The sequence below is a fragment of the Enterovirga sp. GCM10030262 genome, from assembly GCF_042666435.1.
Classification (GTDB): Bacteria; Pseudomonadota; Alphaproteobacteria; order Sphingomonadales; family Sphingomonadaceae; genus Allosphingosinicella.
Map to the genome: position 1 here is coordinate 417,541 of NZ_JBHTDC010000001.1, position 19,557 is coordinate 437,097.

The following is a 19,557-nucleotide window of genomic DNA, read 5'->3' on the forward strand; positions in this document are numbered from 1 at the left end:
AGTAGCGCGCGAAAATGCCGCGCGCGTCAAGAGCGATCGGGTCAGCCGAGGACCGAGCGACGCGACGGCGGGACCAGGCTTTCGTCGCGGCGCATGTAGAGACCCCTGTGATCGGGGTCGGATGCGAATTGCTCGGTCTGGCCGATCACGGTCTCCCCGGCGCCGAGCATCAGAATCGCGTCGGCAGCGCTCGCCGACGCCAGCTTGTCGAACACTTTCCTGCGCATTTCAGGCGAGAAATAGAGCAGGACGTTGCGGCAGAGAATGACGTCGAACTTCCCCGGCCGCGGCGGTGGCTCGGCCAGGCTATGCTGCTGGAAGCGCACCGAATCGCGTATGCGCGACGCGATGCGCCATTGCTGGCCCGGCTCTTCCTCGAACCAGCGGATCATCTGGAGAACCGGAAGGCCGCGCTGAACCTCGAACTGGGAGTAGAGGCCGGCACGGGCGCGATCGATCGCGCCGCGGGACACGTCGGTGCCGACGATGTCGATCTTCCAGCCCTGCCAGCGTATCTTGTCCTCGGCGAAGGCCATGGCCAGCGAATAGACTTCCTGACCCGTCGAGCAACCGGCGCACCAGATATTGAGCTTCTTCTCGGCCGAACGGGTGCGCTCCAGGCGGCGCAGGGCGCCGTTGAGCAGGAGGTCGAAGGGCGCGCGGTCGCGATAGAAATAGGTCTCGTTGTTGAGCAGCGCGTCGACGACTTCCTCGGCGAGACCGGGCTCCCGCCCGGCGACCAGGATCGCGATGAGCTGATCGAGGGTGGCGATGTCGCGCTCGCGCATAAGCGACTTGAGCGCGGTCTCGATCCGCCACCGGCGGCTGATCGTCAATTGCTGGCCGGTCCGCGTCTCGAGCAGGCCGGCGAGGATGCGGCTGGAGGCGTCGTTTACTTCCACGCCGCCCCCTGGGCGCGCGCGGCGACGCGCCGGGCGAGATCGGGGGGCGGCAGGATCGCCGCCGCCAGACCCGCCTCGGCGACCGTCCGAGGCATGCCCCAGACCGCGGAGGTGCGCTGATCCTGGACCAGCACGGCGCCGCCACTGTCGACGATACGGGCGCTGCCGACCAGGCCGTCCCGGCCCATGCCGCTGAACACCACGCCGAGCCCGTTCTTCCCGAAAGTCTCGCCAACCGACCAGAACATGCAGTCGACCGAGGGCATGCAGCCCGAGCTGGCCGGCGCGCGGCCGAGCTTCACGCAGACACCCCTGCCGTTGCGAACCAGGCCCAGATGCGCATCGCCCGGAGCGATGAAAATCTCTTCGTTCCGCAGGAGCATTCCGTCCTCCGCCACCTGGGCCTGGCGACCCGAGGCGGCGGCGATCTGGCGCGCGAAGAATGGCATGAACACGACGGGCAGATGCTGGGTCACGAGGATCGGCGCATCGATCCGGCCGGGCAGCGCCTTCAGGAATTCGCCCAGCGCATAGAGGCCGCCTGTGGAAGCCCCGAGGGCAAGGCAGGAAAGCGCGCTATCCGGCATCGCGCGGAGGGTAACGAGGACCTGCTCGGGGCCACTGCCCGCGCAAGCGGCGCTACCGCACCTGTCGACGCGGCCGATCCGGCGCAGGCGCTCGGCGAGCACCTCGGAGAAACGGCCGGCGAACGTGCCGGTGCCGGGCTTGGGAAGCGTATCGGCGGCGCCGAGCGCGAGCGCCTTGACCGTCGCCTCGGCGCCGTCTTCGCAGATCGACGAGACGATCAGGACGCGCGCGCCATGGCCGCGTCTCAATATCTCCGGGAGCGCCTGCAGGCCCGATGTGCCCGGCATCTCGACGTCGAGCAGGACGATGTCGACCCTTATGCTTTTCAGCGCGTCGAGCGCTTCTCCGGCGTTGCCGGCCAGCGCGACGATCTCGAAATCCTTCTGGGCGGACAGCATTCGCGACAGCACCGCCCTCGCGATCGGCGAATCGTCGACGATCATGAGGCGGATAGGCTCCGGGCCTGCAACGCCGGCGTGGCGTTCGGGGGCCGCGGCGGATGGTGGCGTCACACGACCCCGACTATCTGAAGCTTGCTCTCGAGGGTCTCGCGATCGAACGGCTTCATCACATATTCGTCCGCACCGGCATCGATCGCCGCGCGGATATGGGCCGCGTCATTCTCGGTGGTACAGAAGACCACCTTGGGCTGCATGTCGAGCTTTTGCTGGCGAAGCGTGCGAAGGAACTCCATGCCGCTCATCACCGGCATATTCCAGTCGAGCAGCACCACGTCGGGCACCTGGTTCTCGATGCGCGACAGGGCCTCGCGACCGTCCTCGGCCTCATCGACGGCGAAATTGAGGGTCTCCAATATGTGCCGCGCCACCTTGCGGATCACCTTGGAATCGTCGACGACAAGACAGTTCTTCATTCCAACACACTCTCTCTTTCGGCCGCTATTCAACAGGCTAGCTGCAATTGGTAATGACTGTGTTAAGGCGCTCAGGCGGCTTGTGCGGTGGGGCCGGCCAGCAGCGCCTGGGTGTCGACGAGCAGCAGCAGATCGTCGCCGGCCTCGACCATGCCCCGGGCGACGCGGCGCCAGCCGGCGGCGAGCGACGTACGGACCGGTTGCACTTCACCCGAATATTCCATGACGTCCTCGACCGTGTCGACGAGCAAAGCGTAAGGATGGCCGTCGGCTTCGACGACGATCGCCTCGCGCACCCCTTGGACGCAGGAGCGGCCAAGCTCGATCGAGGCCGAACAGTCGATGACGGTCAGCACGCGGCTCCTCAGCGCCGCGAGGCCGGCGACATGGTCGGCGGCGCGCGGGATGGGCGTCAGCCCCTCGATCTCGACTACCGCCTCCACATCCCCGGCGGGAATGGCGACGCGCTGCCCCGCCAGCGCGATGATGAGTAGAAGCTCCGTCACCGGCCGTTCCTTCCACGTTGCGCCGCGCGTCGGCTGAGCGCGCTCAGCAGGCCGACGCGATCGTAGCGGTAGATGCTGTCGTCATTCTCGTTGGCGGGGTCGAGCTCGGCGCGAATCCTGAGCAGCCTGTCGGAGAAGCCGGCGGCGATGTCCGATCCGGCGCTCGCGATCAACACGTCCGCTTCGTGCGCGTCCGCTCCGTCCGCCGCGATGACGCGGTAGCCGGCGCTCTCGATAATCGGCCGCAGGATATTCTCCATCCAGCCGTCGCCACGAGGCATCGCGCACACCGGCTTCGCGGCGCTAGCGGTCCCGTCGCGGCCATAAGCTCCGAACAGCCAATAGGTATCGACCATCTCGACCTGCTCGCCGTCGATCAACGTCACGCCGCTCACGTCGCCCGGGGAGCCCGCGGGGTGGAGCTCGGCGCCGAGCGATACCAGGTCGATCACCTCGGCGAAGCCATAGGCCAGCTCGGTCGAACCGTCCGAGAGGCGAAGAATGCGGATGCCTGTCGACGGGGTCTCGTCGCAACCGGCCAGCGGCAGGATGCGTTCGCCGAGCGCGACGCGCAGGCGGCCGGCGCTCCGCTTGATCGAGTCCGCGGGCACATCCTCGATCCGTTCGACGACCGCGAGACGGATGACGCGCTTGCCCCCGTCCAGTCCCCTGAAGAGCAAGGCCGGAATCTCGTTCCCGCTGCCTGTTTCCGGCCTGGGCGCGGCGGTCAGCTTGTCGATTTCGCTCTGGTCCAGCTCGACTCCGGCCGAGGCGGCGATGCCCGAAGGGTCGAGCAGGAGGATCGGACTGCCGTCGTCGGCGAGGGTTGTTCCGGCGTAGAGACCCGTCGCCATCACGACCGGAGCCGCGGGCTTCACCACCAATTCCTCATGGTCGTGGACGAGATCGACCGCCAGAGCATAGACGTCGCCGCCGGCGGGCTTGAGCACGATCATGCACTGGTCGCCCGCGTCGCCAGTCTCCTCGATGCCCAATATGGCCGCCAGCGAGACCAGCGGAATGCGCTTGTCGCGGATGCTCGCGATCCGGGCGCCGCCCACCGATTCGATGCGGACGCTGTTGTTCCTGTTGCGCACGATCTCCTCGATGGCGGAACGGGGGATGGCGTAATTCCGGCCGGCGACGCTGACCGTCAGGGCCGGAATGATGGTGAGCGTGAGCGGAACCCGCAAGGTGAGGCGGACCCCCTGCCCCAGCTTGCTGTCGACATCGACGATACCGCCGATACGCTCGATATTGGCGCGGACCACGTCCATGCCGACGCCGCGCCCGGAGATGGCGGTGATTTCATGGGCGGTGGAAACCCCGGCCTGGAAGATGAGCGCGATGCGCTGCGCGTGGGACAGCCGTTCGCTCTGTTCGATGGTGAGCGTGCCGGCCGAAACCGCCTTGCGGACCAGCCGCTCGCCATCGATGCCGCGGCCGTCGTCGGCGATTTCGATCAATATCTGGTTGCCGGCCTGGCGCGCCCATACGCGCAACGATCCGACGCCGGCCTTGCCCGCCGCCATCCGCTCGTCGGCCGGCTCGATGCCGTGATCGATGGCGTTGCGGACGATGTGGGTCAACGGATCGCGGATCATCTCGATCATCTCGCGATCGAGCTCGACGTCGCCGCCGTCCACTTCGAGCGTCACCTGCTTGCCCAGCTCGGCCGAAAGATCGCGGACCATGCGCGGCAGGCTGACGAACAGATTGTCGATGCGCTGCATCCGCGTGCGCGTAATGGCGTCGCGCATCTCGGCGATGCACGCGGAGACGCGGTCGAAGGCGGCTTCGACGGCCATGTCGGTCGGCGCCTCGCGCAACCGGCGCGCCAGCTCGTTGCGGGCGAGCACCATGTCGGAAACGCCGCTCATCATGCGGTCGAGCAGATCGACCGACAGGCGGATGCTGCGCAGGTTCTTGCGGCTTTCGACCGCCACGCCCGTGGCGGCTTCCTGGCCCGGGCGAACCGGGTCCGCGCTTTCGCCGAGGGCGGCGATCAGCTGGTCGTCATCCGCGCTGGAGACGGATTCGCCGGTTTCGAGCGCCTGGACGAGCTCGCCGATGCGGTCGATCACGGCCAGGACGGCGGAGACGACGCGGTGGTCGGCCCCGCGCCTGCCGGCGCGGACGTCGGCGAGAACGTCCTCCGCCGCATGGCTGAGCGCCTCGAGCCGCGGCAAGTCGAAGAAGCCGCAATTGCCCTTCACCGTGTGGACGAAGCGGAAAATCTCGTCGAGGCGGCCGCGATCGTCGGGCGCGGCTTCCCAGGCGACGATCTCGCCGCCCAGCGCCTCGAGCATTTCGCGGGTTTCCGCGATGAATTCGTTGATCAGGTCGTCCATCGAGCCCCATCCGGCAAGGGTGATGGAGCGCTTATGGAGAGGAGTTGGTAAAGGAGGCGTTTACTGGCGGGCGTCAGGCGGGGACGGAAGCGCCGAACATCAGCATCCCTTCCTCGCTCTCCATCACCTGCACGTCGCCGCCGCCTTCGGCGACGAGGCAGTGGACCAGCCAGGCGGCCGCCGCGCGGGGCGCGATCTGCTCTTCCGAGCTCTGGCCGGACAGCACCTTCTTCAACTCGGGATCGAGGACGATGCGCGGGCCTTCGGCGCGAATGACGATGTCGAGGCCGCCGTCATGCTTTTCCGCGCCGACGTCGAGCCGGCCGCCCCGCACGAGCGCGTCGCCGGCGATGAGGACGAGGTTCAAGAGCACCTTCAACGCCGCCTTGCTCATCGACGGCTCGTCGACCATCCAGCCCAGCTGGATGCGGCCGTCGCCCCCGAACAGCCCCTCGATGGCCACCCTCGCCTCGCGCGTGTCGACATCGTCGGCGAACCCGCCGGCGGCGCCGAAGGCGAGGCGGAAGAATTTGAGCTTGTTAGCGGAGGCGCGGGCGCTTTCGCCGAGGAGATCGAGACAGCGAGCGCGCATTTCGGGGTCATGCTCGTCGGAGAGCAGTTCGATGCCGTTGTTGAGAGCGCCGACGGGACTCAGCAGATCGTGACAAAGGCGCGAACAAAGGAGGCTCGCGAATTCGTGGGATTTCATTCGGTTGGCCCCTCTGGCGGCTGATGCGTCTCTGTTCATGCCTATTGGCGCGTGCGCCGCGCGGTTGCAAGGCGGCGCGTCGCCCGCCGGGCCCGTCGCGGCCCAGATGGCCGAACGCCAGGCGCGCACGCGGGCGGAGCCAATCCGCTATCCTGTCTCCGCCATTTTGCGGGGAATGCGACGTCGATCTGGAGGATAAGGCGCCAAGCCAGCCTCTCTCCCCTTGCGGGAGAGAGCGACTCGCCGCAGGCGAGCGGAGAGAGGGGTTGCCTCGGCGAAGCCGAGGCGGAACAGGGCATGGCCGAGATGAGCGAAAAATTCCGCGAGAAAGGCGGCGAAATCTATCTTCCCGCAGCCGAATAAGTGCCGTCTGTTGACGGACGCACTCTCCGCGCGCGAAGGCATGGCACAGACCTGAGGCTCGTTCCAATCAGGGGGAAAACATCGTGCCGACCGTCCATCGTGAAAAGGGACACCGCTTCTATTTCTTCAGCCACGAACCCAACGAGCCGCCTCACATTCACGTCGACAAGGGTGGTGCGACTCTGAAGGCTTGGCTCGACCCGGTGACGTTCGCGAAGGCCAGCGGCTTTCGCCCGCGCGAAATCAATGCCATATTGGCGATGGTTACGGAGCATCGCGCGGTGCTGCTGGAGGCTTGGCATGAATATTTCGGTTAAGGTGACGGACGAGCGCGTCGCCGACGTGCGCTGCGACGCCGACAGCCTGATCGTCGATCTGATGGACGGCCGCTCCATCTCCGTGCCCCTGGCATGGTACCCCCGCCTGCTCGCCGCCACCCCCGAACAGCGCGCCCATTGGGAGAAAGCCGGCGGCGGCTATGGCATCCACTGGCCGGACATCGACGAAGATTTGAGCACCGAAGGCCTTTTGCGAGGCGCACCGGCGCCTCGGACGGGTGCCAATTGAGTATTGTGTCCCGGGAATGTCTGTCGGGTGCCAATTGAGTATTGTGTCCCGGGAATGTCTGTCTCGGGAATGTCAAAACTGGCCATATTCTAATGGGCGCCCAATATGTCGCCTCAGAAGTGACGCGGCTTTTCTCAGATCGAAACCTTAGGAAGGCTAATCGTGATATCCCTCAACGCTCCTATCCCGCCTAACACATCGTGAATGCCTTTCCCGAGCGGCCTGTTGATTGGGACAATGCTGAGCAAGAGAAGGAGGTCTTCGCTAGGTTTGGCCTAGCCAGCTATCATGCCCAATGTTTTGAACACTCGGTCGTCAATCTCCTGCTGACTGCGGAGTTGGTGGCAGCGAGCAAGGTTGTGGATAGCAAAGAGGCATGGGAACAGCTGGTCGATCACATTCTCGACTCATCTTTCGAGCTCACGCTAGGTAATATTCTGCGTCGTCTGGAACAGCGGATTGCTATTGAGCCGCGCACTATGAAGATCATCCGCGACGCCAAGGATCGACGGGATTGGCTGGCTCACCGATTCTTTAGAGAACATGCCGAAGATTTCGTGACGAGCTCAGGTAGGCTGCGCATGCTCGATGTCGTGGAGGAGCATGGAACTCATATTTACGAGGCGATGCAAATCGTTGACCTCATTGAAGGTGCAACTGCCAAGCACTTGGGCGATACACCGGAGCGACGAGAAGAGTTTTACAGCCGCTATTTCAAAGAAGTCCTCGCTCGAGAATAGGTCAAAGGAGGTTCCTCGTTTCCTCCACCTCTATCGCTGCGCCCTCGCAGTACGTTACGATAATCCAATGAGCCTGAAAAAGCTCGTCCAAATCAGCGTCGATTCCTTCGAACCATTTCCCACCTTTTGAGCTGGGATAGCGAAATCGGTCTGCAAATGGGTCAAGTGCTTGCACGAATGCGATCATCTCTCTCACGCTGTTTGTGAGGTCGTCATCATCCGAATATCCAAGGTCTGCACGCGCGCGCTGTAAGCCCACGAATAGTGCACTGAGATTATGGCTCGGCTTGCCCTCAAACCCACCTGCAATTTCGGTAATTGCCGCCTTTAGAGCCAGTTCGACGCTTTGCCGCCAAAGCAAAATGAGGGGCCGCAACAGAAATCCGGAATGGTCCGCCCGAGCCTGATCCCACAGTGTCTCGAAACCTCGCTGAAAGCTATAGGACAGAGCATCCCAAGAGACCGAGATTATGTCGTGGAGAGGCGCGACATTCCGGATGAACGCCCGCAACTCAGGTTGCGTGTTGACAATGTCGTCCACGAGTTCTTCGCGTCGTTCAAATGACATCGGCTCTCGCCCTGAGTTCCAATCGAGACCTGCGTTCAGACAATTCGCCTCAACTCCGGTAATGCAACACCTAACTTACCCCGCTCTCCCCGATTCGCCCACCCCGTTCGCCGCACTGCAGAGGGGGATTTTCCTACACCCCCCGACATGCCCTAAATGCTCCGCTCCTTTTTCGACTCGGAAGGCGCAAGGATCATGAAGCGTCACACGGCAGACGTTCCGAGGCCCAAATCGGGGGCCAGGTGATTCACTCCGTGGCGGCCAACCGCAAGCGCTCCATGGCCAGTGCGAACATTGGGACCATTCGCGGGAGGTCGTGGTGACGCCCCCCTCACCCCACCCGCAAAATCTTCTCCATCGCCTTCCCCCGCGCCGCATATCGCCGTTCCCGGGGAATTTGGAGAACTTCCGGCTCCGCGGCGGCGGCGCTCGACAGCGCCCGAACCCCTTGAAATCCGCCGTTCCGGGGCCATTTCGGCCGGGATGGAGCGGGGGGTTTCCACGATAGTCGCAACGATCGCCGAGGGCGCCGCCGGCGTCCGGCTCGACCGTGCGCTCGCGGCCGCCTTGCCGGCCATTTCGCGCGAGCGGTTGAAGGCGCTGATCTCAGGCGGCGCGGTGCGCGACGGCGAAGGCGTGGAGGTTCGGGATCCCGCCTCGAAAGCGCGCCCCGGCCCCTACGAAATCATCCTTCCCGCCCCCGCGCCTTTGCACAACGAGCCGCAGGACATCGCGCTGGAGATCGTCCACGAGGACGACCATCTTCTCGTCGTCGACAAGCCGGCGGGGATGGTGGTGCATCCGGCGGCCGGCAATTTCGACGGCACCCTGGTCAACGCCTTGCTCCACCATTGCGCCGGGCGGCTGTCCGGCATCGGCGGCGTCGCGCGGCCCGGCATCGTCCACCGGATCGACAAGGACACGTCGGGCCTTCTCGTCGTCGCCAAGACCGACATCGCCCATGAAGGGCTTTCAGCCCAGTTCGCCGCCCACAGCATAGACCGGCGCTATCGGGCCATCGTCGCCGGGGTTCCGAACCCGCCGAGTGGAACCATCGACGCGCCGCTCGCCCGGTCGGCGGCCAATCGCAAGAAGATGGCGATCGTCGGGGCCAGGGGAGCCGGGGACCGGGGCAAGCGCGCGGTGACTCATTACCGGCTGCTGGAACCGCTCAGGGAGGCAGCTCTGGTGGAATGCCGCCTGGAGACGGGCCGCACGCACCAGGTGCGCGTTCACATGACCTCGATCGGCCACCCCCTGCTCGGCGATCCCGTTTATGGACGCGGCAGAATCGTTCACAATCATCTACTCAATCAATTGGACTTCAAGCGCCAGGCGCTGCACGCTGCGGAGCTTGGTTTCCTGCACCCGGTTTCGAAGGAAAACCTGTCCTTCAAAAGCGCCGTCCCGTCCGATATGCAGGAACTGTTCAGGGCGCTTACCGTATAGCAAGCAAGTATCGGCACGGAGCATAACGTGCGGTGCCAGGGAGAATGAGAAGAGATATGGCAAGCGGCAGCAAGGTTCCGGCGACTATCCCCGCCTCCGGTGGCGAAGCGGGGCTCAATCGCTACCTGACCGAGATCAAGAAATTCCCGATCCTCGCCCCCGAGGAGGAATATATGCTGGCCAAGCGCTGGACCGAGCATCAGGACACCGATGCGGCGGCCAAATTGGTCAACAGCCACCTGCGCCTCGTCGCCAAGATCGCGATGGGTTACCGCGGCTATGGCCTGCCTGTCAGCGAACTCATCTCCGAGGGCAATATCGGCCTGATGCAGGGCGTGAAGAAGTTCGAGCCCGAACGCGGCTTCCGTCTCGCCACCTATGCGATGTGGTGGATTCGCGCGTCGATCCAGGAATTCATCCTGCGCTCCTGGAGCCTCGTCAAGATGGGCACCACCGCCGCGCAGAAGAAGCTGTTCTTCAACCTTCGCCGGATGAAGAACCGCATCGAGGCGTTCGAGGACGGCGACATGAAGCCCGAGGACGTCGCCAAGATCGCCAAGGATTTGGGCGTCTCCGAGGACGACGTCATCTCGATGAACCGGCGCATGGCGATGGGCGGCGACACCTCGCTGAACGTGCCGCTGCGCGAGGAAGGCGAAGGCCAGTGGCAGGATTGGCTGGTCGATACCGACCCGCTCCAGGACGAACGCGTCGCCGAGGCCGAGGAGAGCCAGGTCCGTCACGAATTGCTCGTCAAGGCGATGGATTCGCTGAACGACCGCGAGAAGCATATCCTCACCGAGCGTCGCCTTTCGGAGGACCCGAAGACGCTCGAGGAGCTGAGCCAGGTCTATGACGTCAGCCGCGAGCGCATCCGCCAGATCGAGGTGCGCGCGTTCGAGAAATTGCAGAAGGCGCTGATGAACCTCGCCGGCGAGCGGCGGCTGCTCCCGGCCGGTTAGGCGGCCGTGGCCGCGATTTGCGCCTGTCGTCGCCCTGAACCTGTTTCAGGGCCCAGCTTTCCGTCCGCGCGGTGGCTCGTAGTTGGATGCTGAAACAAGTTCAGCATGACGAACCGGGGAACGACCGCTAATCACTCCCGCATGGCAAAATCCAAACGAAGAGCGCCCAAGCGCGGCTGGTTTGGCCGTATCTCGTCGTGGCTGGTGAGCGCCGTCCTGATCTTCCTGCTGGGCAGCGTCCTCTGGGTGCTGCTCTATCGCTTCGTCCCTCCGCCGATCACCTTCACCATGGCGGGCGACCTGCTCGGCGGGCGGAGCATCTCCAAGGACTGGATGCCGATCGAGGAGATAGACGACGACATGGAGCGAGCGGCGATCGCGGCCGAGGACAGCAAATTCTGCAGCCATCGCGGGTTCGACGTCGATGCCATCGCCCAGGCGATGCGCGAGAACGCCCAGGGCGGCCGCATCCGCGGCGGTTCGACGATCAGCCAGCAGACCGCCAAGAACGCCTTTCTCTGGCAGGGCGGCGGCTATGTCCGGAAAGGCCTGGAAGCCTGGTTCACTTTGCTGATCGAAAATCTGTGGCCCAAGCAAAGGATCATGGAGGTCTATCTCAACATCGCCGAGACCGGGCTCGGCACCTATGGCGTCAATGCCGGCGCGCAGCGTTATTTCGACAAGGATGCCTCCAGCCTCAGCCGCACCGAGGCGGCGCGGATTGCCGCCGTGCTGCCGCTCCCCAAGGAGCGCGAGGCAATCGCGCCGAGCGGCTTCACCCGCCGCTACGGCAATTCGATCGCCGCCCGCATCCGCGTCGTGCAGCGCGACGGCCTCGACGCCTGCCTGAAGGGCGACGGCGTCCGCATGGCCGTCGAGGAGCCCGAAGAAGCGCCTGCCGCTCCGACACAGCGCAAGCAAGCGGCGCCCGCTGCCGCCCCGGACCCACAGCCGGAGCGGATCGAGGATTATCTCGAAGCACCGGACATCGGGCCACCGGTCGCGGCACAATCGCCGGCCGAGGGCGTGCCGCCGGTCATCGAGATCGAACCGCCTCCGCCGCCGCCTGCTGCCGAACCCTCGGACGCGAATGGGATGTAATCGTCATCCCGGCGAAGGCTGGGATCCCGGAACAAGAAGTCACGGACCTTCTCCACGAGATCCCGGCTTTCGCTGGGGTGACGAGCGCCCCACGAGACCCCAGCTTTCGCCGGGGTGACGCGTGCCCCCCACTCGTCAGAATGGCATCTTGAACCCCGGCGGCAGCGGCAGGCCGCTGGTCACCTTCTGCATTTCCTGATTGGCGGCGGCATCGGCCTTCGATCGGGCGTCGTTGATCGCGGCGGCGACGAGATCCTCGACCATCTGCTTTTCGGACGGCGCGAGCAGGCTTTCATCGATGTCCACCGCGATGATCCGGCCCTTGGCGCTGGCGCGGATCTTGACGAGGCCACCGCCGGAAACCCCCTCGACCTCGATCGAATCGAGGGCGTTCTGCGCCTTCTGCAGCTCGGCCTGGGCGTCCTGGGCCATCTTCATGATGTCGTCGAGATTGGGCATTCATGCGCTCCGTTGATCGTTCACAGTGTAATCGGCAAGTTCGGCGTCGGGGAACGCCTCGAACGCCGCCTTGACCATAGGCGAGGCCAGCACCGACTGGCGCAGCGCCTCGGCCTCCCCCTTTTCCTGTTCGAGCAAGGTCGGCTCCGCCGCGTCCTCAGACGCCTCGACAGCCCAGTTCGTTCCCGTCAGCGCCTTCAGCGATGTCGCCAGATCGCGCGAAAAGTCACCGGCGAGCGGCTTCACCGGGCGGAAGACGAATGTGGGCGGCTCGTAACGCACCACGCCGACGAAATCGTGCAGCATCTGGGCGAGGTGCGGCTTGCCGTTGGCGGCGAGGAATTCGACCAGTTTGGCGAACGTCCCCGGCGCCTTCAGCATCGCGCTTTGCCCCTCGCCCGGAGCCTCCGGCGGACGCGACGTCGCGGGTGCCGCCCGGCCGCTTCCCAGTTTCTCGATCAGCGCGCCGGGATCGGGCATCTCGCTGGCATGGATGACGCGAAGCAGCGCCATTTCGGCGGCTTCGAGCGGCATGGCGGCCGTCTGGACCTCGCTCAGGCCCTTGAGGAAAAGCTGCCAGAGACGGTGGATGAGGGCGTAGTTGAGGCGGCTCGCCCAATCGGAATAGGCCTCGCGCTCCTCATGGCTCTGCGCCGGATCGATGCTTCCGCCCACCTTGGCGCGGGTGATGCCGTGGACGCTCTCCAGAAGCCCGCGCAGCAGCGCGGCGGGCTCGACGCCGAGATCATATTGCTCCTTGACCATCGCCAAAGCCCCCGGCGCATCGCCGGCGAGGAGAAGGCCGAGGAGATTGCGGGTGGCGCCCCTGTCGGAAAGGCCGATCATCGCTCGCACCTGATCGGCGGTCACGCCGTCCGCGCCATGGGCGATCGCCTGGTCAAGGATGGAAAGACCGTCGCGGGCCGAGCCTTCCGCCGCCCGGGCGATGAGGGCGAGCGCCTCCGGCTCGGCCTCTACCCCCTCCTGCTTCGCCACTGCGGCGAAATGGGCGGCGAGTTGCTCGGCCGATATGCGGCGAAGATCGAAGCGCTGGCAGCGCGACAGCACCGTTACCGGCACCTTGTTCACCTCGGTGGTGGCGAACAGGAATTTCACGTGCGGGGGTGGTTCTTCCAATGTCTTGAGAAGCGCGTTGAACGCGTTCTTCGACAGCATGTGGACTTCGTCGATGATGTAGACCTTGTAGCGCGCCGAGACCGCGGCGTAGCGCACCGCCTCGATGATCTCGCGCACGTCGTCGACGCCGGTATTGGAGGCCGCGTCCATCTCGACCACGTCGATATGCCGTCCCTCGGCGATGGCCACGCAGGGCTCGCAGACTCCGCAGGGACTGATGGTCGGGCCACCGGCCCCGTCCGGCCCGATGCAGTTCAATGCCTTGGCGATCAGCCGCGCGGTCGAGGTCTTGCCGACGCCGCGGACGCCGGTCAGCAGGAAGGCGTGCGCCAGCCGGTCGCGCCTGATGGCATTGCCCAGCGTCCGCACCATGGCGTCCTGGCCGATCAGCTCATCGAAGGACTGCGGACGATATTTGCGCGCCAGGACGCGATAGGGCTGCGCCCCTTCGACGCCGCTCGGGACAGGCTTGGCGGGCTGCGTGGGCTCGTCGAGGCCGAGGCCGAAGGTGTCAGGGGATTCGGATGCCATGGGCGCCAACCTAAGCGGCCCCCCTTCGTCATTCCAGCGAAAGCTGGAATCCCCCGTCGTTTGGCGCGGCGCGTGTGGAAAGCAAGGGGAGATTCCAGCTTTCGCTGGAATGACGGCCCTGCTCAACGTCGGGGAGGTGGGAGCCGGAACGACCCGGGGCGAAATCGTTGCGGCTGCTTCCTTCCGGACCTGACCGGGTTGGCGATAGCACCGTCCGCCCGACTCCCGCGGCGCATATGGGGGAACGCCAGGCCAAGGGCAAGATCAGATGACATGCAGCGTAGCGTCCATACTGTCATGGAGCACACGCGAGATCAGGATCTCGTCTTCCTTGCGGTAGAAATAGATGAAATGGCGTTGGCACCGTGCCTTGTGCAGGGCAGGTTTGATGAAGTCGGCAGGACGACTGAGGCGGCGTCCGGCGGCAAGCTCGCGGAAGGCCAGGGTAAGTTGCGCGGCATAACGGTCTGCTTGCTCGACTCCCCACCGTTCGGCGCTGAATAGCCAAATCTCATCGAGATCGGCTTCAGCGAGGGCGGATAGAATCAGGCGGCGCGCGATCGATATTTCTCCCGAGCCCGGGCAAAGACTTCTTCGGGCGAAAACGGGCTAACTCCGCTGGCATCCCCTTCTTCGATCAGGGCGCGGAGGCGATCCACGTCCGCCTGACGGCTGCGAATGAGATCACGAATATAATCGCTTGCATTGGCATAGAGGCCGGTCGCCACCTGAGCCTCGACGAAAGCCTTCATCTCAGCGGGCAGGGAGACATTCATCGTGGCCATAGGCAAAAAATGGCGTTGATGACAAAGATTGTCAACGGCCCTGCATGTCGTGGCTGCCGCCGGGCATCCTCACCCGCAGGCTGTCCAGCGCTTCGCTCGTCCATATCTGGCAGGCGAGGCGCGAGTGGCGGGTGACGTGAAAAGCGAGGTCGAGCATGTCTTCCTCCTCCTCGCCGGCGGGCGGGAGGCGCGCGAAATCGGCCGCGTCGACGATGACGTGGCAGGTCGAGCAGGCCATCTGCCCCTCGCACGTGCCTTCGAGCGGCTGGCCGTCGGCCTGGGCGATGTCGAGCAAGCGCTCGCCGGCAGGGGCGTCGATTTCGCTGACGTCCGAGCCGTCAGCGGAGATGAAGCGGATGCGGGTCATGCGGCGAAGATTCGCTGGCGCTGCGCGGCTTCGCGGATGAGCGCCAGGGCTTGCGCCAGCTCACCCTCGGTCGTGTAGCGCCCGAAGCCCAGGCGGATGCTGGAGCGCGCCTCCCTCTCCGATAGCCCCAGAGCCGCGAGGACGTGGCTCGGGCGGCCGGAGCCGCTGGCGCAGGCCGAGCCGGCGGAGAAGGCGACGCCGCGCACTTCGGAGATGAGGCGGGCGGCGTCGATGCCCTCGCACCGGAGGTTGAGATTGCCCTGGTAGCGGCGGTCGGCCGAGCCATTGAGCGACCATCCGTCGAGCTGTGAAAGCGCGGTGGCCCGGAGGCGCTCAACATGGACGCGGTCTTCCTCCTGGCGGCCCGATAACAGCCTCGCCGCTTCGCCGAAGCCGACGCAAAGGGCGGGCGAGAGCGTGCCCGAGCGGATGCCGCCCTCCTGCCCGCCGCCGTGCAGGAGCGGGTCGATCGCGACGCCGTCGCGTATCCAGAGCGCGCCGATCCCTTTGGGACCATGAACCTTGTGGGCGGAGACCGCGACCATGTCGCATGCGTCGAGCGGGACGGGAACGCGGCCGAAACCCTGGACGGCGTCGCAGAAAACCAGCGCGCCGTGGCGACGCGCGATGGCCGAGATTTCGGCGACGGGCTGGATGACGCCGATCTCGTTATTGACCAGCATCGCGGCGACGAGGCCGGTGCGGTCGTCGACGTGATCGGCGACGCGGTTGAGATCGACAAGGCCGTCGGGCTGAACCGGAATGATATCGATGTCGAAGTCCAGGCCGCCGAGCCATTCGACAGTGTCGAGGACGCAGGCATGTTCGGTGGCGAGAGTGACGATCTTGCGCTTGTTTTCGGGGAGGCGCGTCGCGGCCCCTTTCAATGCCCAGTTGGCGGCTTCGGTGGCCCCGGAGGTAAAAAACAACCGCCTTTCCCCGTTCGCCCCGAGCGAAGTCGAGGGGCCCTGCTGAGCGGAGCCGAGGCGCTTATTCTCGGCTTCGCTCGAAAGGGTGTCTCGACTTCGCTCGACACGAGCGGGTTGGAAATTCAGCGCATGAAATACGTGCTCGCGCGCCACCTCGATTGCCGCCGCCGCCTCCCGGCCGATGCGGTGCGGGCTGTGGGGATTGCCGAAGTTCGTCTCCAGCCACGGGCGCATCGCGGCGGCGGCTTCGGGCGCGAGCGGGGTGGTGGCCTGATAATCGAGATAGATCATGCGGCGCGGCGTTTGGCGGACATCGCCAGCCACAGATCGGCGAAGCGGTCGACTTCCTCGTCCGTCGTCGAGGGACCGAAGCTTACCCGCACGACCTCGCGCGCCGCCTCTTCGTCCCAGCCCATGGCGGCGAGGACGTGACTGGGCTTGAGGCTGCCCGAGGAGCAGGCGCTGCCCGCCGAGACGGCGATTCCGGCCATGTCGAACTGGATGAGCTGGGCGTTGGAAGGCACGCCCGGCATCCTATAGCCTCCGATCGTGGGGATGCGCGAAACATCCGGCGCGACGACCTCCCCGCCGGCCGCCATGACCGCGCTTTCGAGCCGGGCACGGAGAGCGGCGGCGCGGCCGAGCCAGTCCGGCGCGGTTTCAAGCGCGGCGGCCATTCCGACGACGCCTGGAAGGTTTTCGGTGCCGGGCCTGTAGCCCTGCTCCTGGCCGCCGACGGCCTCGATCAGGGCAAGGTCGCGCACGAGCAGCGCGCCCACGCCGGGCGGCCCGCCGAACTTGTGGGCGGAGATCGCGATCATGTCCGCGTCGGGCAAATTCAGCTTCCCGGCGGTCTGCGCGCAATCGGCGAGGATTATTCCGCCCTTTTCCCGAACGGCGGCGGCGATTTCGCCGAGGGGCTGGAGGACGCCCGTCTCGTTATTGGCGTGCTGGACCGCGACCAGCGGGCGCTCCCCCTCGACGGCGGTCACATCGACGATCCCTCCCCCGTCGACCGCCAGCCCGAGCGCGTCCGGGGCGGCGCGAAGGACGGCGTCATGCTCGACGGCGGAGACGTAGCGCGGCCCCGCCTTCGCGCGGCGAAGCGCGATCGCCAGCGCTTCGCTCGCGCCCGACGTGAACAGGATCCTGCCCGTCCAGCCGAGCGCGGCGGCGATCCGCGCCCGCGCCTCTTCCAAGGCGGCCTTCGCCGCCCTGCCCTCGGCGTGCGGCGAACTCGGATTGTGCCAGCGCGCCAACGCCTCGGCCATCGCCTCGCGCGCCGCGGGCAAGAGCGGAGTCGTCGCGGCATGGTCCAGATAGGCACGGCCTTGCGGCACCGGTCTTCCTTCGATTGCTAAGCGGGCGCTTCACCCTATATAGAGCGCCGTCGCGCATGGCACAGTCCAGACGCGTTTCCTATCACGCCAGTCCGAGCGCAGGTGCAATGCCCGAAGTCATTTTCCCCGGCCCCGAAGGCCGTCTCGAAGGCCGTTTCCAGCCGGGCCCCCGCCCCCGCGCGCCCGTCGCCATGATCCTCCATCCGCACCCGCAAGCGGGCGGCACGATGAACAACGCGATCGTCCAGGCGCTCTACAAGACCTTCGTCCGCCGCGGCTTCGCGACCTTGCGCTTCAACTTCCGCGGCGTCGGCAGGAGCCAGGGCGTGTTCGACAACGGCATCGGGGAATTGTCGGACGCCGCCTCGGCGCTCGATTGGGTGCAGCAGATCCACCCGGAAGCCGAGACGACCTGGGTCGGCGGGGTCAGCTTCGGCGCGTGGATCGGCATGCAATTGCTGATGCGCCGGCCCGAAGTGCGTGGCTTCATCTCGATCGCGCCGCCGGCCAACATGTATGATTTCACCTTCCTCGCCCCCTGCCCCGCCTCGGGCATCATCATCCAGGGCGAGGCCGACGAGGTGGTGACGCCGCTCGCGGTCCAGAAGCTGGTCGACAAGCTCCGCACCCAGCGCCACATCACCATCCACCACGACACGATCCCCGGCGCGAATCACTTCTTCGCGAACGAAATGCCGCAGCTGATGAAGTCGGTGGACAATTATCTCGACATGCGGCTCGATCCGAACTGCCCGATCAAGTGACGCTTGCGTCATCCCGGCTTTCGCCGGGATGACGATTACACCGTCCAGATCAGCACGTTCCCCAGCAGTACCAGGGCCGCGACCAGCATCAGCAGCCCCTTCTTCGTCTCCCGCCGCCTGACGATCAGCCACATGCCGCCCGCGCCGAGCAGGAAGGCGCCGATCATCGCGATGGAGAGGAAGGCCGAAGTCGATCCGCTGCTCATCCGCGCTCCATGGCACGGGAAGGCCGGGCGAAAAAGGGCGCGTCTTTACGATCGGTTAAGGCTGGCCCTTTAATCCGGCCCCATGGGATATAGTGAGCGCCGGCACGGCCTGGACGAGGCCTTCGAGCGGATCGAAGAGACGATCCTGCCGAGCATCTCGATGATGCTGGACACATTGCTCGACGCGGCAACCTTGGGCCGGCCGGGCATCGACGCCGACGTCTATGCGGCGGAACTGCGCACCATCGCCCTGCAGCTCGAAGCGCTGACCCGGCAGGTGGAAGCCCTCTCGCCGGCCCATATCGATCCTCAGGAATATCGCGCGGCCTCGGTCGCCTGAGCCTTCAATATCGCCGCATAGACCAGCGGATCGACATTGCCCCCCGACAAGATGATTGCCGTACGGCCGCTGACGGCGCCCGCCTTTCCCGCCAGCAATGCCGCCAGCGCGACCGCGCCGCCGGGCTCGACCACCAGCCGCAAATGCCGCGCGGCGAAGGCCATGGCGGCTTCGATTTCCGCCTCGCTCACCGCGATGCCGCGCGCGCCCTCGCCGCGGAGCGCATCGAAGGTCAGCGGCGATACCAGCTTCGTCTGAAGCGCGTCGCAGCGCGTCGGAGGGGCGTCGTCCGGAACAGGCACCCGCTCGCCCGCTTCGAAGGATCGCGCCATGTCGTCCCAGCCTTCGGGCTCGACGGTGACGATTTCCGACTCGGGCAGGGCGAGCGCGATGCCCGCCGAGAGCCCGCCGCCGCCGCAGCAGACCAGCACCTTGTCCGGTAAGGCGCCATTGCTCTCCAGCATCTGCCCGCGCAGCTCGACCCCGACGCTGCCCTGCCCCTCAATCACGTCGACATCGTCGAAGGACGGGACCAGGGTGGCGCCGCTCTCCGCCGCCAGCCGCGCGCCGATCTCCTCGCGGCTCTCGGTGTCGCGGTCATAGGCTACGATCCGCGCGCCGGCGGCGAGGGTGGCGTCGCGTTTCACCGACGGAGCATCGGAGGGCATGACGATGGTCGCGGCGATGCCCATGCGCCTGGCGGCTATGGCCACGCCCTGGGCGTGATTACCGGACGAGAAAGCGACGACTCCGCGTTCCCGTTCGTCCGGACTCAAGAGCATCAGCCGGTTGGTCGCGCCGCGCAGTTTGAAGCTGCCGCCCTGCTGGAGGCATTCCGCCTTCGCCCACAGGCGGGTTCCGCTGATTTCGAACGGCAGTATCGGCGTCCGGGTGACGACATCCCTTATCCTCGCCGCCGCCGCATCGACACCGTCCCGCGTGGGTCGCCTCATCGTCATTCGCTTCCATTCCTCATCGCAATTGGGCCACGTTTCGGCGGGCAAAAAGGCCGTAAATCC

Annotated in this window: 24 protein-coding genes and 1 other RNA gene; 8 read left to right on the forward strand and 17 right to left on the reverse strand. The window is 65.8% G+C overall.

Annotation, left to right across the window (positions count from 1 at the left end; all coding sequences use genetic code 11):
• Nucleotides 1-41: 41 nt before the first annotated feature.
• The 6 genes from ACFQRC_RS02030 to ACFQRC_RS02055 form a co-directional block, all read right to left on the reverse strand.
• The gene (locus ACFQRC_RS02030) at nucleotides 42-902 is read right to left on the reverse strand and encodes a CheR family methyltransferase (protein WP_379957234.1); all 861 of its coding nucleotides are present in this window, start codon (nucleotides 900-902) and stop codon (nucleotides 42-44) included.
• Nucleotides 893-1,933 (reverse strand): chemotaxis-specific protein-glutamate methyltransferase CheB, encoded by a 1,041-nt coding sequence (gene cheB / locus ACFQRC_RS02035; RefSeq protein WP_379957236.1) that lies wholly within the window; start codon nucleotides 1,931-1,933, stop codon nucleotides 893-895. The genes ACFQRC_RS02030 and cheB overlap by 10 nt, the downstream gene beginning before the upstream one ends.
• Nucleotides 1,934-1,998: 65 nt before the next feature.
• Complete coding sequence (locus tag ACFQRC_RS02040; protein WP_379957238.1) at nucleotides 1,999-2,364, reverse strand: response regulator; 366 nt, start codon at nucleotides 2,362-2,364, stop codon at nucleotides 1,999-2,001.
• Between the two features lie 71 nt (nucleotides 2,365-2,435).
• On the reverse strand, nucleotides 2,436-2,870 hold the full coding sequence (locus ACFQRC_RS02045; RefSeq protein WP_379957240.1) for a chemotaxis protein CheW: 435 nt from the start codon (nucleotides 2,868-2,870) through the stop codon (nucleotides 2,436-2,438).
• On the reverse strand, nucleotides 2,867-5,221 hold the full coding sequence (locus ACFQRC_RS02050) for a chemotaxis protein CheA (RefSeq protein ID WP_379957242.1): 2,355 nt from the start codon (nucleotides 5,219-5,221) through the stop codon (nucleotides 2,867-2,869). The genes ACFQRC_RS02045 and ACFQRC_RS02050 overlap by 4 nt, the downstream gene beginning before the upstream one ends.
• Before the next feature lie 73 nt (nucleotides 5,222-5,294).
• Nucleotides 5,295-5,930: a histidine phosphotransferase family protein gene (locus ACFQRC_RS02055; RefSeq protein ID WP_379957244.1), complete on the reverse strand. Its 636-nt coding sequence runs from the start codon at nucleotides 5,928-5,930 to the stop codon at nucleotides 5,295-5,297.
• 446 nt (nucleotides 5,931-6,376) lie between these two features.
• Between ACFQRC_RS02055 and ACFQRC_RS02060 the strand changes: the two genes are divergently transcribed.
• The 3 genes from ACFQRC_RS02060 to ACFQRC_RS02070 all read left to right on the forward strand — a co-directional run bounded on the left by ACFQRC_RS02060 (nucleotide 6,377) and on the right by ACFQRC_RS02070 (nucleotide 7,600).
• Nucleotides 6,377-6,610, forward strand: coding sequence for a DUF4160 domain-containing protein (locus ACFQRC_RS02060; protein WP_379957246.1), 234 nt, complete (start codon nucleotides 6,377-6,379; stop codon nucleotides 6,608-6,610).
• Nucleotides 6,594-6,860 carry a DUF2442 domain-containing protein gene (locus tag ACFQRC_RS02065; RefSeq protein ID WP_379957248.1) on the forward strand — a complete coding sequence of 89 codons (267 nt, stop codon included), beginning with the start codon at nucleotides 6,594-6,596 and terminating at the stop codon, nucleotides 6,858-6,860. The genes ACFQRC_RS02060 and ACFQRC_RS02065 overlap by 17 nt, the downstream gene beginning before the upstream one ends.
• Nucleotides 6,861-7,060: 200 nt before the next feature.
• Nucleotides 7,061-7,600 carry a hypothetical protein gene (locus tag ACFQRC_RS02070; RefSeq protein ID WP_379957250.1) on the forward strand — a complete coding sequence of 180 codons (540 nt, stop codon included), beginning with the start codon at nucleotides 7,061-7,063 and terminating at the stop codon, nucleotides 7,598-7,600.
• Between the two features lies 1 nt (nucleotide 7,601).
• On the opposite strand, the gene ACFQRC_RS02075 is transcribed toward ACFQRC_RS02070, so the two are convergent.
• Nucleotides 7,602-8,168: a hypothetical protein gene (locus ACFQRC_RS02075; protein ID WP_379957252.1), complete on the reverse strand. Its 567-nt coding sequence runs from the start codon at nucleotides 8,166-8,168 to the stop codon at nucleotides 7,602-7,604.
• 483 nt (nucleotides 8,169-8,651) lie between these two features.
• On the opposite strand from ACFQRC_RS02075, the gene ACFQRC_RS02080 reads away from it, so the two are divergent.
• The 3 genes from ACFQRC_RS02080 (at nucleotide 8,652) to mtgA (ending at nucleotide 11,680) form a co-directional block, all read left to right on the forward strand.
• Nucleotides 8,652-9,617 carry an RluA family pseudouridine synthase gene (locus ACFQRC_RS02080; protein WP_379957254.1) on the forward strand — a complete coding sequence of 322 codons (966 nt, stop codon included), beginning with the start codon at nucleotides 8,652-8,654 and terminating at the stop codon, nucleotides 9,615-9,617.
• Between the two features lie 56 nt (nucleotides 9,618-9,673).
• Nucleotides 9,674-10,579: an RNA polymerase sigma factor RpoH gene (gene rpoH, locus ACFQRC_RS02085; RefSeq protein ID WP_379957256.1), complete on the forward strand. Its 906-nt coding sequence runs from the start codon at nucleotides 9,674-9,676 to the stop codon at nucleotides 10,577-10,579.
• Between the two features lie 141 nt (nucleotides 10,580-10,720).
• A complete protein-coding gene (gene mtgA, locus ACFQRC_RS02090) occupies nucleotides 10,721-11,680 on the forward strand; it encodes a monofunctional biosynthetic peptidoglycan transglycosylase (RefSeq protein ID WP_379957258.1) in 960 nt (319 codons plus the stop codon).
• Nucleotides 11,681-11,815: 135 nt separating this feature from the next.
• Here the strand turns inward: mtgA and ACFQRC_RS02095 are convergent, their stop codons facing one another.
• The 8 genes from ACFQRC_RS02095 to ACFQRC_RS02130 form a co-directional block, all read right to left on the reverse strand.
• On the reverse strand, nucleotides 11,816-12,139 hold the full coding sequence (locus tag ACFQRC_RS02095) for a YbaB/EbfC family nucleoid-associated protein (protein WP_379957260.1): 324 nt from the start codon (nucleotides 12,137-12,139) through the stop codon (nucleotides 11,816-11,818).
• Nucleotides 12,140-13,807, reverse strand: a complete 1,668-nt coding sequence (locus ACFQRC_RS02100) for a DNA polymerase III subunit gamma/tau (protein ID WP_379957262.1) — start codon at nucleotides 13,805-13,807, stop codon at nucleotides 12,140-12,142.
• Nucleotides 13,808-13,939: 132 nt separating this feature from the next.
• Nucleotides 13,940-14,037: signal recognition particle sRNA small type (ffs, locus tag ACFQRC_RS02105), an RNA gene on the reverse strand.
• A 34-nt stretch (nucleotides 14,038-14,071) separates the two neighbouring features.
• Nucleotides 14,072-14,374: a type II toxin-antitoxin system RelE/ParE family toxin gene (locus tag ACFQRC_RS02110; RefSeq protein ID WP_379960379.1), complete on the reverse strand. Its 303-nt coding sequence runs from the start codon at nucleotides 14,372-14,374 to the stop codon at nucleotides 14,072-14,074.
• Complete coding sequence (locus ACFQRC_RS02115) at nucleotides 14,353-14,592, reverse strand: type II toxin-antitoxin system ParD family antitoxin (RefSeq protein WP_379957264.1); 240 nt, start codon at nucleotides 14,590-14,592, stop codon at nucleotides 14,353-14,355. The genes ACFQRC_RS02110 and ACFQRC_RS02115 overlap by 22 nt, the downstream gene beginning before the upstream one ends.
• Nucleotides 14,593-14,623: 31 nt before the next feature.
• Entirely contained in the window at nucleotides 14,624-14,959 is a 336-nt protein-coding gene (locus ACFQRC_RS02120) for a 2Fe-2S iron-sulfur cluster-binding protein (protein ID WP_379957266.1), read from the reverse strand.
• Nucleotides 14,956-16,179, reverse strand: a complete 1,224-nt coding sequence (locus ACFQRC_RS02125) for a cysteine desulfurase family protein (protein ID WP_379957268.1) — start codon at nucleotides 16,177-16,179, stop codon at nucleotides 14,956-14,958. The genes ACFQRC_RS02120 and ACFQRC_RS02125 overlap by 4 nt, the downstream gene beginning before the upstream one ends.
• On the reverse strand, nucleotides 16,176-17,228 hold the full coding sequence (locus ACFQRC_RS02130; RefSeq protein WP_379957270.1) for a cysteine desulfurase family protein: 1,053 nt from the start codon (nucleotides 17,226-17,228) through the stop codon (nucleotides 16,176-16,178). The genes ACFQRC_RS02125 and ACFQRC_RS02130 overlap by 4 nt, the downstream gene beginning before the upstream one ends.
• Before the next feature lie 107 nt (nucleotides 17,229-17,335).
• On the opposite strand from ACFQRC_RS02130, the gene ACFQRC_RS02135 reads away from it, so the two are divergent.
• Nucleotides 17,336-17,992, forward strand: coding sequence for an alpha/beta hydrolase (locus ACFQRC_RS02135; RefSeq protein ID WP_379957272.1), 657 nt, complete (start codon nucleotides 17,336-17,338; stop codon nucleotides 17,990-17,992).
• Between the two features lie 35 nt (nucleotides 17,993-18,027).
• Here the strand turns inward: ACFQRC_RS02135 and ACFQRC_RS02140 are convergent, their stop codons facing one another.
• The gene (locus ACFQRC_RS02140; protein WP_379957274.1) at nucleotides 18,028-18,198 is read right to left on the reverse strand and encodes a hypothetical protein; all 171 of its coding nucleotides are present in this window, start codon (nucleotides 18,196-18,198) and stop codon (nucleotides 18,028-18,030) included.
• Nucleotides 18,199-18,280: 82 nt separating this feature from the next.
• Here ACFQRC_RS02140 and ACFQRC_RS02145 point away from each other — a divergent pair, with 82 nt between their 5' ends.
• Nucleotides 18,281-18,538 carry a hypothetical protein gene (locus ACFQRC_RS02145; protein WP_379957276.1) on the forward strand — a complete coding sequence of 86 codons (258 nt, stop codon included), beginning with the start codon at nucleotides 18,281-18,283 and terminating at the stop codon, nucleotides 18,536-18,538.
• On the opposite strand, the gene ACFQRC_RS02150 is transcribed toward ACFQRC_RS02145, so the two are convergent.
• The gene (locus tag ACFQRC_RS02150; RefSeq protein ID WP_379957278.1) at nucleotides 18,508-19,491 is read right to left on the reverse strand and encodes a threonine/serine dehydratase; all 984 of its coding nucleotides are present in this window, start codon (nucleotides 19,489-19,491) and stop codon (nucleotides 18,508-18,510) included. The two genes, ACFQRC_RS02145 and ACFQRC_RS02150, sit on opposite strands and share 31 nt — an antisense overlap.
• Nucleotides 19,492-19,557 lie beyond the last annotated feature (66 nt).